The sequence below is a fragment of the Vibrio sp. Vb1755 genome, from assembly GCF_033338635.1.
GTDB lineage: Bacteria > Pseudomonadota > Gammaproteobacteria > Enterobacterales > Vibrionaceae > Vibrio > Vibrio alginolyticus.
In genome coordinates, this window is sequence record NZ_JAWOTA010000023.1 from 1 (window position 1) to 16,308 (window position 16,308).

Annotated in this window: 16 protein-coding genes; 1 reads left to right on the forward strand and 15 read right to left on the reverse strand. The window is 43.7% G+C overall.

The window, feature by feature from the left end:
• Nucleotides 1-62: 62 nt before the first annotated feature.
• Nucleotides 63-941, forward strand: a complete 879-nt coding sequence (locus tag R7E00_RS17430; protein ID WP_005375233.1) for an NAD(P)-dependent oxidoreductase — start codon at nt 63-65, stop codon at nt 939-941.
• A 195-nt stretch (nt 942-1,136) separates the two neighbouring features.
• Here R7E00_RS17430 and R7E00_RS17435 read toward each other — a convergent pair whose 3' ends face one another.
• From R7E00_RS17435 to R7E00_RS17505, 15 genes are all read right to left on the reverse strand, one after another.
• On the reverse strand, nt 1,137-2,576 hold the full coding sequence (locus tag R7E00_RS17435; RefSeq protein WP_258672946.1) for a catalase: 1,440 nt from the start codon (nt 2,574-2,576) through the stop codon (nt 1,137-1,139).
• 281 nt (nt 2,577-2,857) lie between these two features.
• Entirely contained in the window at nt 2,858-3,475 is a 618-nt protein-coding gene (locus R7E00_RS17440) for a glutathione S-transferase family protein (RefSeq protein WP_005375238.1), read from the reverse strand.
• Nucleotides 3,476-3,489: 14 nt separating this feature from the next.
• A complete protein-coding gene (locus R7E00_RS17445; RefSeq protein WP_005385860.1) occupies nt 3,490-4,524 on the reverse strand; it encodes an NADP-dependent oxidoreductase in 1,035 nt (344 codons plus the stop codon).
• Between the two features lie 151 nt (nt 4,525-4,675).
• Entirely contained in the window at nt 4,676-5,275 is a 600-nt protein-coding gene (locus R7E00_RS17450; RefSeq protein ID WP_005385858.1) for a TetR/AcrR family transcriptional regulator, read from the reverse strand.
• A gap of 50 nt (nt 5,276-5,325) precedes the next feature.
• Complete coding sequence (gene yqfB / locus R7E00_RS17455) at nt 5,326-5,646, reverse strand: N(4)-acetylcytidine aminohydrolase (protein ID WP_005385855.1); 321 nt, start codon at nt 5,644-5,646, stop codon at nt 5,326-5,328.
• A gap of 67 nt (nt 5,647-5,713) precedes the next feature.
• Nucleotides 5,714-6,109: a VanZ family protein gene (locus R7E00_RS17460; protein ID WP_053350073.1), complete on the reverse strand. Its 396-nt coding sequence runs from the start codon at nt 6,107-6,109 to the stop codon at nt 5,714-5,716.
• Nucleotides 6,110-6,111: 2 nt separating this feature from the next.
• Nucleotides 6,112-7,419 (reverse strand): oligosaccharide flippase family protein, encoded by a 1,308-nt coding sequence (locus R7E00_RS17465; protein ID WP_042521586.1) that lies wholly within the window; start codon nt 7,417-7,419, stop codon nt 6,112-6,114.
• Nucleotides 7,420-7,427: 8 nt separating this feature from the next.
• A complete protein-coding gene (locus R7E00_RS17470) occupies nt 7,428-8,459 on the reverse strand; it encodes a glycosyltransferase family 4 protein (protein ID WP_262605981.1) in 1,032 nt (343 codons plus the stop codon).
• Entirely contained in the window at nt 8,456-9,289 is an 834-nt protein-coding gene (locus R7E00_RS17475; protein ID WP_005375258.1) for a putative capsular polysaccharide synthesis family protein, read from the reverse strand. The genes R7E00_RS17470 and R7E00_RS17475 overlap by 4 nt, the downstream gene beginning before the upstream one ends.
• 15 nt (nt 9,290-9,304) lie before the next feature.
• Nucleotides 9,305-10,552 carry an O-antigen ligase family protein gene (locus tag R7E00_RS17480; RefSeq protein ID WP_104980115.1) on the reverse strand — a complete coding sequence of 416 codons (1,248 nt, stop codon included), beginning with the start codon at nt 10,550-10,552 and terminating at the stop codon, nt 9,305-9,307.
• On the reverse strand, nt 10,518-11,570 hold the full coding sequence (locus R7E00_RS17485) for a glycosyltransferase (RefSeq protein WP_005385849.1): 1,053 nt from the start codon (nt 11,568-11,570) through the stop codon (nt 10,518-10,520). Before R7E00_RS17485 ends, R7E00_RS17480 begins: the two co-directional genes overlap by 35 nt.
• Before the next feature lie 2 nt (nt 11,571-11,572).
• Nucleotides 11,573-12,382, reverse strand: a complete 810-nt coding sequence (locus R7E00_RS17490; RefSeq protein ID WP_005385848.1) for a putative capsular polysaccharide synthesis family protein — start codon at nt 12,380-12,382, stop codon at nt 11,573-11,575.
• A complete protein-coding gene (locus tag R7E00_RS17495; RefSeq protein ID WP_005385847.1) occupies nt 12,360-14,540 on the reverse strand; it encodes a GumC family protein in 2,181 nt (726 codons plus the stop codon). The genes R7E00_RS17490 and R7E00_RS17495 overlap by 23 nt, the downstream gene beginning before the upstream one ends.
• A gap of 15 nt (nt 14,541-14,555) precedes the next feature.
• Complete coding sequence (locus R7E00_RS17500) at nt 14,556-15,089, reverse strand: polysaccharide biosynthesis/export family protein (RefSeq protein ID WP_005375265.1); 534 nt, start codon at nt 15,087-15,089, stop codon at nt 14,556-14,558.
• Nucleotides 15,090-15,101: 12 nt separating this feature from the next.
• Nucleotides 15,102-16,307 (reverse strand): outer membrane beta-barrel protein, encoded by a 1,206-nt coding sequence (locus R7E00_RS17505; protein WP_017635284.1) that lies wholly within the window; start codon nt 16,305-16,307, stop codon nt 15,102-15,104.
• Nucleotide 16,308 lies beyond the last annotated feature (1 nt).

A 16,308-nucleotide genomic window follows, 5' to 3' on the forward strand; every position in this document is an offset into this window, starting at 1 on the left:
TTTCAATTCTTTAGTAGCATGTTACGAAACATTTCAGTCAGGTGAACTAAGGGAAGCGTGCAATGGAAAAACAACGAGTAGCATTTATTGGTCTGGGAGTGATGGGATACCCAATGGCTGGTTACCTAAGTAAAGCGGGCTTTGAAACCAAAGTATACAACCGCACAAAAGCGAAAGCCGACAAATGGGCTGAAGAATACCAAGGCGTAGCTTGTGAAACACCACGTGAAGCGGCAGAAGGCTGTGACATCGTTTTTACCTGTGTGGGTAATGATGATGACGTTCGTAGCGTTGTTTACGGTGAAGAGGGCATTCTGGTCGGCTTGAAAGCGGATGCAGTGCTAGTGGACCACACGACCACTTCTGCAGACCTAGCGGTTGAGCTGGCTGAAGCGTGTGCTAAGTATGGTAATCACTTCATTGATGCGCCAGTTTCTGGTGGTCAAGCAGGCGCAGAAAATGGTGTTCTAACCATCATGTGTGGTGGTGAACAAAGCATTTTTGACCGTGTGTCTCCGGCGATGGATGTGTACGCGAAGCAGATGACGCTACTGGGTGAAAACGGTCAGGGTCAACGCTGTAAGATGGTAAACCAAATCTGTATTGGAGGCGTTTTACAAGGTCTGAGTGAAGCTTTGTTGCTGGCACAAAAATCAGGCTTGGACATCGCTCAAGTTGTAGAAACGCTTAAGCATGGCGCTGCAGGTTCTTGGCAGATGGAAAACCGCGCAAATACGATGGCTGAAGACAAGTTCGATTTTGGCTTCGCTATTGATTGGATGCGCAAAGACTTAGGTTTCTGTCTGCAAGAAGCTGAGCGAGTGGGTCTAGAACTTCCACTGACTAAGAAAGTGGATGAGCAATACGCAGACCTTCAACGTGATGGTTTAGGTCGCATGGATACATCAGTACTGATCAAAGCGGTCGCTAAAAATCAGTAGTTGATGAATCAGTAATAGATAAACAGTTCTTTGGTATTAAAGAGCTTAAAGAAATCTAAGTTAATCATAATGAACCTCCTTGAGCATGGTTTATGACTTGTGATTAAGGATTAGTGATTTGAAATCAGGAGGTGCTGTAGAGCACCTCCTTTTTTTCGTCTTTAAATCACACAGTGTAATGATTACAGCGTTCGCTTACTTGTTTAAGCCTAGTGCAATTTCAAGACCTTTGCCGTACGCCTCGTCCGCTTGGTATGCGTGTTGAACGTGGCGCTGTTGGATGAACTCTGGTACACCGTCCATTGCGCGAGCTGTGTTATCGAGCAGAGTTTGACGTTGCTCTTCGCTCATCAGACGGAATAGGTCACCCGCTTGGCTGAAGTAGTCTTCGTCTACACGATGATCGTAGTGATCAGCGTTGCCGTTGATGCGTAGAGGTGGCTCAGAGTAATCTGGTTGCTCTGCCCATTCTTGTTTGTAGTTTGGTTCGTAACCTAGTGTTGAACCAAAGTTGCCATCAACGCGCATTGCGCCATCGCGGTGGTAGCTGTGAACAGGGCAACGAGGTGCGTTCACTGGGATTTGATGATGGTTCACACCTAGACGGTAACGCTGAGCATCGCCGTAAGCAAACAGACGACCTTGTAGCATTTTATCTGGAGAGAAGCCGATACCAGGTACAACTGCTGCTGGGTTAAACGCTGATTGCTCAACTTCTGCGTAGAAGTTTTCTGCGTTACGGTTCAGTTCGAACTCACCAACTGGGATCAGTGGGTAGTCTTTTTGAGACCATACACGTGTTAGGTCGAATGGGTTGAAGTTGACTTCATCCGCTTTTAGCTCAGGCATGATCTGTACGTACATCTTCCATTTAGGGAAGTCTTGACGCTCAATCGCTTCGTAGAGGTCACGGTGATGGCTTTCGCGGTCTTTACCTACGATTGCTTCTGCTTCTTGGTCAGTTAGGTTTTTGATGCCTTGCTGAGTTTTGAAGTGGAATTTCACCCAGTAACGCTCGTTTTCTGCGTTGATGAAGCTGAATGTGTGGCTACCAAAACCATGCATATGACGGTAAGAAGCGGGGATACCACGGTCACTCATTACGATAGTCACTTGGTGGAATGCTTCTGGTAGTGATGTCCAGAAATCCCAGTTGTTGGTAGAGCTACGCATGTTAGTGCGAGGGTCGCGTTTTACTGCGTGGTTTAGGTCTGGGAATTTTAGTGGGTCACGTAGGAAGAATACTGGTGTGTTGTTACCAACCAAGTCCCAGTTACCTTCTTCAGTATAGAATTTTAGTGCGAAACCACGGATGTCACGTTCTGCGTCTGCTGCACCGCGCTCACCAGCTACGGTAGTGAAGCGAGCGAATAGTTCTGTTTTTTTGCCGATGTCAGAGAAGATCTTAGCGCGAGTGTATTTTGTGATGTCGTGCGTTACTGTGAACGTACCGTAAGCACCAGAACCTTTTGCGTGCATACGACGCTCTGGGATCACTTCGCGGTCAAAGTGTGCCAATTTTTCAAGGAACCAAACGTCTTGTAATAGTTGAGGGCCACGAGGACCTGCAGTCATAACGTTTTGGTTATGTGCGACAGGGCAACCTGCTGCTGTAGTCAATTTCTTGTTTGTCATTTTTCTTCCCCCTCCAGGGTTCAATACCTTAGAAACTGTAGAGGAGGTTATTACGGAAAAGCTGGGGGAGAAAACTGATATTGCTTATCAATTCAATAGATGGTGACTATGGTCGAAACTATATTAGAATCAGAAATTTACTACATTAGCTTGATTGACATAACAATCGACGTTCTCGAAAGCGATTGACTGGGGGGAGCGCTATCCAGTTAGCGTGTCTACGATGTTAGTAATATCGCCCCTTAAATGAAGTTTTACGCGTCATCAAAGGGGCGAAGTAATTAAGAGTACTTCACTTCAAGTTGTTCAGCTTTTGCAAATGCTGGGTGTGTCGCGAGCTGTTTCCCATAACGTTCAATATTAGGGAAGTGATTAACTAAACCAAACTTTTGAACCAATTCGACAATGAAAGACATCATGATGTCTGCGCCAGTCAGACGCTCTTCTACTAGGTAAGTTTTGCCTTCTAAAGATTGCTCGAAGTAGCCTAGTACATTCATTGCTTCCTTGTCGGCATAGCCTGATAAAAACTGAGTTTCATTTGGCTCTTTGCTTACGAAGATTTTTAGCAGCATAGGTAAAATTGCAGAGCTTTCTGCAAAGTGCATCCATTGCAAATATTCTGTGTGTGCTTTTGTACCACGCTCAGGAGCAAAGGCTCCGTCACTGTATTTCTCAATCAAATATTCGGTCATTGCACCTGACTCAATGATAATCTCGCCGTTATCTTCAAGAACAGGTGACTTCCCTAATGGGTGAACACTTTTTAGTTCTGGCGGTGCCATGAAGGTCACGGAATCACGGACATAGGGTACAATCTCGTAATTTACATCTAGCTCTTCAAGTAACCAAATGATGCGCTTTGAACGAGACTGATTGAGGTGGTGAAGTTTAATCATTTACATATCCCTTTTTATAATGGGTCGTTAATCTGTACTACAAGTTTGCCGAAATTCTTACCTTCCAACAGACCGATGAATGCTTCTGGCGCATTATCCAGTCCTTGTACTAGATGTTCGCGGTATTGGATCTTTCCTTCTGCCAACCATTGATTAATATCTTGCGCAAATTCACCGTAACGATGTCCGTAATCATCAAAAATGATGAAGCCTTGCACCTTGATTCGTTTGGTCAGGAGCTTACCCATTAGTAATGGAAGGTGGTCGGTACCTTCAGGCAGCTCTGTCGCGTTGTACTGAGAAACCAAACCACAAAGTGGGATACGCGCATTTGTATTCAGAAGTGGCATTACAGCCTCGAATACTTTGCCACCTACGTTTTCGAAGTAAACATCAATACCTTTGTCACAGGCATTTTTCAGTTGTTCTGCAAAATCTTCAGCTTTGTGATCAATACACTCATCGAAACCAAGCACCTCTTTAGCGTAACGGCATTTTTCGTCTCCGCCTGCTATACCAACAACTCGGCAACCTTTGATTTTACCAATTTGACCAACTGTTGCGCCTACAGGCCCCGTAGCAGCTGCTACCACGATGGTTTCCCCTGGTTTTGGCTGACCAATGTCGAGTAAACCCATGTACGCGGTAAATCCTGGCATACCTGCAACGCCTAGCGCGTAAGAAGGATTTTGCGGTTCTTTACCAAGTTTAATGACCATCTCACCAGTTGAGATAGCGTAGTCTTGCCAGCCAACAGTGTAGGCAAGAACCCATTCACCTGCTTCGTAATCTGGGTGGTTTGATGCTTCTACCTGACAAACTGTACCACCGACCATTACGTCATCAATTGCAACAGGGTCAGCGTATGATTCGGCATCACTCATGCGACCACGCATGTATGGATCTAGAGATAAATAAACCGTTCTCAATAGCATTTCACCCTCTTTCGGAGTCGGTTTCGTTACCTCTTCTAAACGAAAGTTTTCTTGTGTCGGTGCACCATGGGGACGTGACGCGAGTACTATTCTGCGATTTGTTGCGTTAGTCATATCTATCTCACTTGTTGATTAGACCGGTCGTCTAGTATTCATTTCAAAATATCCCGCTTATGTAAAGCGGGAAGGTTTACTGTGTTAACACTGACGCTTTTTCTGACAGTGAAACGCGTGTAGGGTGTTCATTCTGCTTCCACGCCGCCTGTTATGGACAAGTGCGCGTATTCTGCAGTAAGTGTTGAGTATAGGTCAGACTTTGCGTCAATGCTGCCTGATCTTGATAAAGTTTGTTCAGCAAGCTAGCGCCATTCCAAAGGTAGTATATCTGCCTTGCTAATAACGCACTGTCACCATTGGGGATTGAGCCATCTTGAATGCCGATGTCTATGCAATCCGCTATCGCTTGAATGGTTTTGTCTGCTCCTTGGCGTAATGCCAAGCGCATTGACTCAGAGAGATCGGAGACTTCTGCACTTAACTTGACCAATAAACATTTGTTCGCATTACACACGTCGTCTTCTACTTTGACCATTTCTTCGAAATAGCTCATTAGGCGTTGGTAGCCACTCAGTTCAGTATTGGTAAAGCGTGCGTTTAAACGCTCAAAATACTTAGTAAAGTAGTCTTGAATCATCGCTTCACCAAATTGTTCTTTGGACTTGAAGTAATGATAAAACGAGCCTTTTGGCACTGCGGCCTTTTTTAACAGCTCTGAAAGACCAACACTCGTGAACCCTCGGTTTACGATCAACTCGTATCCGACGTCGAGAATATGTTGGCGTGTGTCATTCGTCTTTGCGTTCATGGAGTGTACTATAGAATGAATTAGACCAGTCGTCTAGTGTTTGTTGTGGGTTATTTAATCAGCTCATACTCAATAACAAAGAGCGTGTCGGTATTTGGGTAGATTTCTCGAATTAACTGCTTGAGTTTTGGTAGTTCGATGGCTTCTTGTTCTGCATGAAACTCATTAATATCTTCAAAGTGAAGTGGTTCTACAGAACGTATCTTGATATCGCAGACTTTACGATCCGTTTCTAAGGTAAAAACTTCGACTTCTGTATTGGGAACGTAATGGCTTTCTGATTCATCTCGAATCGTTATCGTCTTTTTGCCTGACGTGATCAACGGGGTTAAGAATTCAAAAAAAGTAATCTTGGTTGGATGAGATGGCATGATGTACTCGTTAGTCTGGATGTTTGGCGCAATTATATACCCAAATCCCCCAGAGATTCCTGTATTACTAGAACGATCGAGTGCGGATGAAGCGAATTAACTTGGCACTAAAGTAACCTGAGATAACGCCTATCCAGTTGGTGCTGAGATCATCAAAACTAAATGATCGATTTGGAATAAAAAGTTGGCTTATTTCTTCCATTGAAACGATAGCCAACAGCAGTAGCAAAAGACGAATCCCAAAAACGTCGGTTTTATTCGAGCTCACCAGAGAAGGGAACGTGAAAACCGATAAAAAGCCGATCAATAAACTGAAAGTAAAGTGAAGCGTACTCGATCCGCCTAAGTAGGTTTCCATTTGCAGGTAAGCAGTATGGTGTAGGTCAGAGCTTTTCCACAAAGAGAGTGAAGCGGTTAGCATCAGGACTAAAACAAAACTCGTGCGTGCCAGTATTAAAGCCATAATTAACCTATTGGAAAGAAGCCTAAGTAACGTTTTACAAAGTACAGTGCAGCTAAATTCTGGATAGCCATGCCAATTGCCATTGCCCACGCTGCACCAATCACCCCAAACATTTGGCAAAGCGTAACAAGTAGGCAGATAGACACCGTACCGGAGGAAATTGTAATGTATTTCATGGTTCTCTCATGACCGCTCATTAATAATAAAAACCCTACTGAACCAGTCGCAACATTGACTAACTGCCCCAGAGAAAGGACGACTAATAGTGGCGCCGCGGCGAGAAACTCCTCACCAAAAAACTGCATTACAAACTCGGGGAAGAGGGTGCAAATAACTACGGGTACAATCGCTAAACCAACATTGGCTCGGCACGCCAAGCGGCTCAGGTTCTGCAGTTTGAGCATTTGACGCTCTTTGTAGAGAGAGGCAAACATCGGGGCGACCACAAAGTTAATGGTAATCAGCACAAAGCCAATCAGTAGTGATGTGCGTTGGGCTGCGGCTAACAAACCGATTTCCGCTGTTGAGATAAAAAAGCCCGCAATAACAAGGCTTCCCCATTGAAGAACATTCGTGAAGATACTGCCAACCCAGACTTGCTTGGCAGAAGCGACCATTTTTTTGTTTGGTACGAAAGCCGATGTTTGATATTGATCTGAGCCAAGCCAATTGGCACTAGATATGACCGCGACACCTATGCTCGCTAAAAGCAGTGCGGTCATTAGATTGTTGATATTTTGCTGACCGATATAGTCTAGGGCAAAGACAAAAATGACCATCAACATGCTTACCCCAAGCTGCAACGCAAACAGAGATGATACAACTTTTCTACATGCTTGAAGCACCCGACTGTTGGTTTGCGCAAGCACCAAGAAAGGTATGCAAAGCAAGCATAAAGTAATCGCATACATTGGTGATTGAGTCTGGTTTAGCTGTTCTGGAAACAGATTAAACGCTGCCAACAAAACGCCTATGGCGAGCAAGCAAAATGCCATACTTCGATAAAGTGCGGTTTTATAGTTTTGGCTTTGTTCAAGCTTCTCTTTGTTATTAAAAGCGATCGCATTGTAACGAACTAACGAGACATCAAAACCTAGCTGAGAAACGATGGCGAGTAGCGAGACTAGGTTGAATAAAAAGAAGAATTGACCGGCCGTCGAAGCGTCACTGGTCTTCGATACAATCAGAGTCAGTAAAAAAGCAAATAGCGCACTCAACACACGCGTGATTGCGGTTTTTAATCCAGTAGATAACAAGCTTTTTTTACCGCTGGGCATCAACAGTAATTTTTGTTGAACAGTGTGAAACATAGGGGCATTTAACCGTAAATATTATTGAGTGCGAGGCGCTGCTTTTCTTCACTGAAGGCATCGTTTAATTCTGCTGTATATTGGCGAAAATCGATCTCTTCATAATGATTGACACAATGCGCGATCTGCTTGGCCATTTCTTCAGGTGTGAGCGCTAAAAACGGGTAGTTGAGATCTTTGGTTGCGCCGATGGTCCGAATAACCATAGGAAGATGTAACTTGGATGCTTCTAGAATGGTTAACGGCATCCCTTCCCATGCTGCAGTGTGTAGATAAAGGTCTGAACCTTTGAGCTTTTCAACTACCTCATCGCGAGGCAGCATACCCGTTACATCCACATTTTCAGTACGTAATTTCTGTTCGAGTACTTGGTCACCGCCACCTATCCATGTGATCTCTATCGGGCGGTTAAGCGCATACCGATTAAGGAACTGCAATGTGCTGATAAGAAACTGAGGATCTTTTTGGGGCGCGACACGGCCAAGTACAACGAGCTTCAGCGCTTCTTGCTTGTCTCGCTCTATACGATCTTCACTTTGATAAGACACGTAGTTGTTGAGCAGTTCGGCATGTTTCGCACCAATGCTAATGGCTAGGCCACACTCTCGTTGGCTACAGCCTGCAACCACATCAATTTTGCTCAGTTTTACTTTCTCTAGTGCTTTATAGATCTGGCGTGCAAGCTCTGAGATATCTTCACGTTCGAAGGCATAACAGTGCGGTGTGTAAACCAAGCGTGCCTTGCCAAGCTTTAGAAATCGGCCGAGAAATCCTGCTTTACTCGAGTGCAAATGCACGACGTCGGGACCAAGTGATGCAATCATGTGGTTTGCATCGCGAATAAATTGAAGCAAGCCGCCTTCTACCCACTTTGTCTGTACGAAAATGTGGTGGTTGTTCTCATTGGTTAAGTCGTTTTCTCGGGCTCTGGCTAGCAAGAAATGCTGGTAAGGCTCGTCTCTGGATGAGTGAACATAACTATAGAGGGCGGTTTGAACGCCACCTCCAAACGCTTCTGTAACATGGAGCACTTTCTTCATGATGATTTTGTCCCTGGTGTTTGCATCCATTTGTGTTTAAAAGCATCACGCTCTTGCTCTGAATAAACGTGGCGATACAAGGGAAGATCGTACATATAGAACAGTTTTGAGAAGTCGTAGTGATTCTTAAAGTGTTGGTGGATATTGGAGTACCACTTGTTTTTCGCTTCGTTGCTGTTTTTCAGCACGAAGTCTTGCAACTCAAGAAACTCACCGATTTCTTTATCAAGAGAACTGAGCTGTTCGCATTTGATTAGCATGACGTTGGCCTGATCGTTCTGGAATGTGAAGAAAGGTTGAGTGTTGTCCAGCTCTTGGCGCATCACATCGATATTGAAATTACGCTTTAACTCGTTGTCGAACCAGTCCGCAAAATAGTTGAGATTGATATAGTTATCAAAGCAATGCTCGAGGTGCTGATACGTGACTTCCATATCTCGGTGAATTGCATCGTTCTTTTTGCCTTCGATAAATTGCAAATGGAGATCTTGAAAGAAGCGAGAAAAGACAGTTGCGATTGGATCGCGGACCAGCGTAACGATTTTAATCTGCTCGCGTTTTTGTAAGATACGTTTTCGCTGCTTGAGCACTAAGCGATAGAGTGCGCGGTTTCGGAAGTCGAAGAATTTACTCACGTCTTTTTTATTGTGATACATGTGAAATTCTTCGTGATCATCAAAGGTGTGGATGTGATAGCTCGGGATATTTTTCTCCCCTAGCGTGTGCTCAATTGATGAGGAGCCAACTTTGCCCATTTGGTAAACTAAAACAAAATTATCAGCTTGGAGTTCTCGGTTCTTTTCAAATTGTCGAGAGATTGAATACTTCATCTATCCTATCCTTGATTATTCATATTCGTGGTGATGGTTTACCGGAAAAGTATGAGCAATGGCCCTTGAGTCGTTGCTCATGCTGATCATGACGGGTAATAAGAGTATTAAAATTATGGTGGTGTTTACCGCAACGAAAAACACCATGATGAGGGCGTATATCGCAAGTAATAGGCTTTTTCTGTTTTCATTAAGACTACGGAAGCAAAAGCGAATAAAAAGAAAATAACCACCAAACAGCAGACCGATACCAAGCAATCCGTATTCAATTGCGGTATCTAACACAAAGTTGTGGGTGTAGATCGCCAGCTCATCATAATTAAAGTAACTGATCATAAAGTTGGGTAACATTTTCGCGCCGACACCTAACACTGGGTGTTGAAGTAAAATATCTAGCCCATTGGCAAGTAAAAGTTTTCTATGAAGATTCGATACCCAGCGTGCTTCACTTTGGTTGGCAAATAAGACGTCTTCTTGGGTTATTTCCAATGTGTCTGCTAGCGTTTCAAACCCAACGTAGAGTGTGGTTGTGACGGCAGTAAACACAGTGAAGCTTAAGGCTAATAAAATCGTCCACGTGTACGTTTCGCTGAGCGATTTTCTCATTAAGTTTTTTACGAGCAGTTGGTCAAAGAAGAAAAGCAGACAAAAACCAAGTAGCGCTTTTCTTTCTTGTGACAACACCAGTAATACTAAAGCTACGAGCATCAAAAGGTGGAAAGCGCGAATTTTATCTCGATAAAGGTACAGTAGCGAGCACAGTACACCGAACCCGTATTTACTTACCCCGAGTAACTTAAACCCGCTTTGATAGCCCTGAGCAAAGTGCCATAAGGCAACGAGCGTACAGATGAAAAACAACAGATACGTGAAATAAACCATTACCCGTTCGTCATCAAACACGCCATAGGCGTACATCAGGCTCAGTAGGCACAAAATCGCTAACCATTGCACAGTTTCTATAACTAGCGGCATTAAAGGGACGCGATTTAGCAGACCATTTATGAACACATACCCAGTGAACAATACGAGGAACCCCATACAGGGATGCATGAGTTTTTCAGCTTTTCCTTCCAATACCACTAATGCAGTAAAACCAATGGACAAAAGGCTTGCGATGTCAGATGGGGCTAGCGCTATTCCTCCAGCACGAAACTTCATAGGAATAAAGAACAATGCTAATAGGCATGCTGCAAGCAATGAGGCGCGATGGCTCGATGGCGCGGAACTATTTGTTGGCGCAAAGCTGCTGGTAGATTCCATAGTAACCTTCACGAAATTTATCGATGGTGTAGAGAGAGGCCCTATTGACTGAGTATTGACTTGCAGCGTCATACCGCTCAACACTTTCACACAGCTGGAGAACTTTTTGGCTCAGTTCAGTGACGTTACCAACTTGAAATAAATATTCGGCACGTCCGGTGACGTCATCCAAACCAGGTACGTCCGACGATAGTACGGGTAAGCCTGCTGCCATCGCCTCAACCGCCGCCAAACCAAAGCCTTCGACGTGCGACGATTGCACGTAAATATCCATGTCGTTCAAAAAGGCTGGAACGTCAGAAACTACGCCATGAAAGTGAACACGTTGCGCGACGTTGATTTTTGTTGCCAATGCTTGCAGTGACGATTTTTTTTCTCCATCTCCCGCAAGGTGGAGTTCGTATCGTCTTGGTAAATGGATAAGTGCTTGGATAAGCGTTTCATGATCTTTATGTTGGTGAAGTCGGCCCACCATTCCAATCTTGATAACTGGTTTGTCGATTAGGTGGCTGGCGCATCTTGGCGTCATAGAAAACCTTTTTAAATCAACGCCATTGTGCACCACGTGATATTTGTGTTGGTAGCGAGGCATGAACTTCACCAGTTCATCTTGTACTTTTTCACTAATACTGACCGTCAAGTCGTGGCCCCAATACAAGACGTATTCCATGAACTTAAACAGCGGATAGTCACGTCGACGGTTATAAGAACAGTGCTCAGTCTGGATTCGTTTTTTACCTACCGCCAATAGCGCTAGGTAAATGGAAGGGTAGAGGTGCCCGTGAACGACATCCGGCCAACGCAGCAAAGAGAATTTCTCACTCAATGACAATGTGCGCCAGTTAAAACACTCTATCCCTTGGGCGGATAGCATTGGTAAGTAATCATTTTCATCACACAAGACCAAAATTTTGATTTCGTATTCAGGCTTATGTTCTAAAACAAGGTCGACTAAGAACTTCTGAGCACCGCCGTTCTGAGAAAGATCATTAATAATATGTAGAATCTTGGTTTTCATGATTAATTGGTCAGATATTGCTGTTTAAGGTCGGTGATTTCTGCATTTGAGAAAAAGTGCTTCGTCAATTTAGAATTCAGCATTTCTTCAACGTACTCGGGTGTAGGTTGAAATTGCGTTTTGAATTCTTTCATTAGTGGCGAGTACCATTTGTTGTCTGATTGATTTTCATAAACAACATCCACGGGGTAACCTAAAAAGTCTTCAACTGCGGAGTTAGCCTTCGTTAGCTTGTCACTTCGAATGACCAACAGTGAGAAGTTATTGTTATGGTATGTTTGATAGCCTACTTCGTGATTAAAAGACTCGTTAAACACATCAATCCCTGTTAGTTGTTTGATCTCGTTGTCAAACCACTGCAGCGCATATTGATGATTCATGTGCTTATCAAATGCTTCTTGGAGTAATTGCGGTCGTTCGGTACGTATTGCGCTGTCATCCTTTAGATATTTGTCCGCCATCCAAAAAGGAAGTGCTTGAAAGAACATTGAGACATTTCGTCCGATCGGTTCACGCACCAGCGAGATAATTCGAACTTTTTTTTTGCGCTTTAACATATGGCTCATCGTTATACGCTTTAGTCGTCGCTTTAACGCATTGATCTGAGGCTTATGCAATTGCGCTCTAACGGGGGATATTTGTTTTTGCGCATCGACGGTCATAAGGTCGTGCAAGTGAATCGAGTCAGGAATGGAATGCTCTAATGCACTCGAACCTACTTTGCCCATTTGATAGATCAATACCGGCTGTTCTTGGCTTTTCAACGTTTGGTACCAAGATAGGTTTACGTTAGTAGGCGTATTTCTGGACATAAAGCGTCTCTCCTTCCTTGGCCTTGGCTTGTGTGATTAAGACGCCAAGAGATGGAACTGAGTGTTGTATTTGTTTAGATAACGCAAGGTTAACCAGTGATGATTTTGTCGATTCTGAGCGAATGACGGTAATCAGACCATTGGCATACTGACCAAGAATAAGTGCGTCACTCACTGACAGTAGGGGCGGTGTATCGATAATGATCCGGTCATACTTATTTTGAAAATGTTCGAGCAACTTTTTAAAGCGATCAGAAGCCAATAATTCCTGTGGGTTTGGCGGAATTAGGCCGGCCGATAATACATCTAAGTTGGCTTCTTTTATATGTGTAACACAATCTTTGATTGGCGTATCCATCGTCAGGATATGCGTTAAGCCAGGGCTTGATTCAGCAATACCGAATCGCTTTGCTATGGAAGGTCGACGTAAATCGCAGTCGATGATCAATACCTTTTCCATTTTTGAAAACGACACCGCCATATTGATACTGGTTGATGTTTTTCCTTCTTCTGGAATAGCAGAGGTAAAGGGCAATATCTTTTGCTTCGTGTTGGTTAATCTGAGCAGAAGCGAGGTTCTGACGGAGCGGCAAGCTTCACTAAATAGCTTTTCTTCATCATCTAAATACGCGGTATAACTGACGCCGTTTTTACGCAAATTGCGTTTTTTGACCATAGGAATCACACCTAAACACGTAACACCAAGTTTTTCCTGCACATCGGCTGTGCTTCGGATAACTTCTCGCATCGTTTCTAAGATGATGACTAGAGCGCAAGCAATGGCAAAGCCAAAAAAGGTGGCAATCAGTACCAGTTTGATTCGTTGTGGTGCCACCGGGAATAGAGGAATGATGGCTTTATCAGTAAAGCGAGCAGTGACATTCTTGTAGTCGCTGGTGGCGTTGGTCTCTTTCTCACGATTTAAGAACGCTTCATAGAGTGCCTTATTAGATTCAACCTCGCGTTTTAACTGTTCGTAACGCGCTTTTTGTGACCCTAACGATTGGAAGTCTGACTTTTTGTTATCGAGTTCTGCTCGAAGCATGTCCTCTTGCGCTTTTGCAGCAAGAAGGTCTTGTTGCTTACTGAAGGAAATGTCACGGATGAGTTGCTGGGTTCTTGATTGAATTTCAGCAAGCTGTGCTTTCGCCTGAATCATTCGATCATGTTTAGGTCCGTAGCGCTGTGCCAGTTCAGAGAGATTTTTGGCTGCCTGTGCTTCCGACAATTTTAGATCGCGGATTTGCGCTTGATTAGCGAATTCATCAATTGACAACAAGCTGTCTAAACTTTGCGAAGATTTACGTCGTAACAGTTGGATTAACGTCTGCGCTTCAATACGCTTATTAACAGCGATATTCAGCTTGCGAGTGAGTTCTTCTAGCTCATTTGCGTAAATTTCATCAATACCGTTTATATCGATCAACCCTTCTTTTAACAAGAATTCTTGCAGCGCTTGCTCCGAGTTACGCAATCGCTCCTCCAATTTTTGAGAGTTATTTGTCAACCAAGTAGCCGCATTTTGTGTAACGACCAGTTTGGCTTCAAAATTTGCGTCAATGTAGGCTTGGCCGACCGCGTTGGCGATTGTCGTCGCAAGCTTAGGATCGGTAGAACGAAAGCGAATTCTGACTAATTGGGTGTTACGTACTGGCTCAATATCGAGTTTACTTCTGAAAGCTTGAAGTGCCTGATAATAGGACTCTGAAAACTGGGCGGTTTCTTTTGGGCTTGGTGCCACATTCAGTAGGTCTTGAACAAAAGGAATCGACTTTATTTGGTCGATTTTTTTATTTAACCCCCCTGAGCTTGTGAATTCAGGTAATTGGGTGAGGTTCAGCTCTCTAATGACCTTATCTGCAATATGATTCGATTTTAAAATGGCGATTTGCGTTTGAAAGTACTCTTTTTTTGTCGTGTCGACGCCATATACTTCCTCGATTGAAAGGGCGCTTTTTTGCTCCTCTTGGATGAGTAGCGTAGCTGTAGCTTGGTATATCGATGCTTTGGAGTAGATATACCAAGTACAAGTTAATGAGAACAGAAGCGTGAATGCTGCGATGCTTAGCCAATTCTTTTTAATCGCTTTGAAGTGATGGCCAAAACGAATCAGTTCTACTTTGTTCATCTGGAGATTATTTGGATGAGTCCCGTTCATTTGATTCCCTGTCACTTAAAAGAAGCTCTGGTCAATAAATACAATGTCACCAGGTTCAACGTTGCGGTGCATACTGACCCCCTCCATCGTTTGACCTGTTTTATGCTTGGTGAGGTTAATGCCTTTGCGTGAGGCTCTGTCGGTCAAGCCACCTGCTAGAGCGATGGCCTTCTCTATGGTTAACCCTGGACGGTACTCAAATCCACCAGGTTTCCTGACTTCTCCATTAACGTAAAACAGACGAAAGTTATTGATGGTGACCATCACTTTTGGATTGATGAGATAATCGCCTTTTAAGCCCGTTTCTATTTCGTACTTGAGTTGTTTTGGTGTTTTTTTGATTGCTTTAATTCGGCCAAGGTAGGGGTAATCAAAGTAGCCATCTGACGTTATTAGAATATTTTTAATCGTAAGATCTTCTTCACCATAGACCTGCACGGAAATGGTATCGCCAGTATCGAGTAAGTAATCTTCCTCGTTTGAGTCAGCGTTGACCAAAGTGCTAAATAGCAACAACGCTACACTCATGAATTTGATGAATGCCTTCATTAATAATCCTTTTTACAGAGAAAACTGTGCGCTTAAAGTCCAAATATTTTGTTCGAAGCTATAATCCGATCGGCTAGAGTTTTTATCTTGGTATTGCCAATCGGCTTGCAGCTGTATCCAACGTTTGATCTGATAATCGATACCAAAAGATAGAGTGTACCGATCGTCGTTTCTGGAGATTCCCGTGTAATCATCTTGTTGATAAACAGCACCTAAGCGAGTTGCAAGGTAACTATTCCAATCGTGCTTCAGGTTCAGTCGGTAACGAGTTTGTAGGTTGTAATCGCCATCTTGATCGGGGTTAACCGCCGCTTGAGTGGTTTTCACGCTGACTAGAGTTTGTTCTTGAGGCAACCATTCAAAGCCGATATCCCAACTAAAGCCTTTAAATGTCTCTCGTTGAGCGCTGTCAAAATCTTTGATTTGATAACCGAGTCGAGCGATGCCTTTGGTTTTTCCTGTGACTTCCCATTCGGCACCGGTGTAATAGAAACTGGTGTTGTTATCTTTCGATGGTTGCGCAGAATTTCGATGCTGATACTCGGTTACGATTTGGTTTGTTCCGACTAACCAATAGGTTCTTGGCGTCGCTCTTAAATAGAACTCCAAATGTGCATTGGGAGCTCGAAAATCGTTGTATTTAGTTTTAGCGTTTGGGCGCCCAGGCAAGCCGTCACGATAGTTTTGATAGGTTTTATCACTATAGCCTAAACCGAATTCGAGTCTGCCTTTGGCACCGTTAGATCCAAAGACATAATTGGTTTTTACATCGTTACGGTTGAACTCTATTGGTGAGTCGATTGCGCTACCATTACCTTCGGTAATATCTTCTCCTCGAACTTCATGCTGGGCGCGAAAACGGTAATCAACCACTAAACGATGACGATGATTAAATTCGAAAAAGTTGGAAAACTGAAAAGTGTGGTCGTCGAAGTCGTTGCGATCGTCAGATGAAAAGCCAGCTTTTAACTTATATAAAATATCTGCGCGATAGCGATTCCGTTCTATACGTGCTAGTAAGCTTGGTTCTATACCCCAAATATTGACCGATTCCACATTGCCGGATTTTTCCGCTTTATTGATGTTGTCATCTCCCTCGTAGAAAGTTTTTACGAGGGGAATCAACTCTATACCAGACTCGGTTTGGTAAGCCATCGGTTCTGCGAGCAAGTCAGTAGAAAACAGACTCAATGCTATTGCCATTGTCAGTTTCTTCATA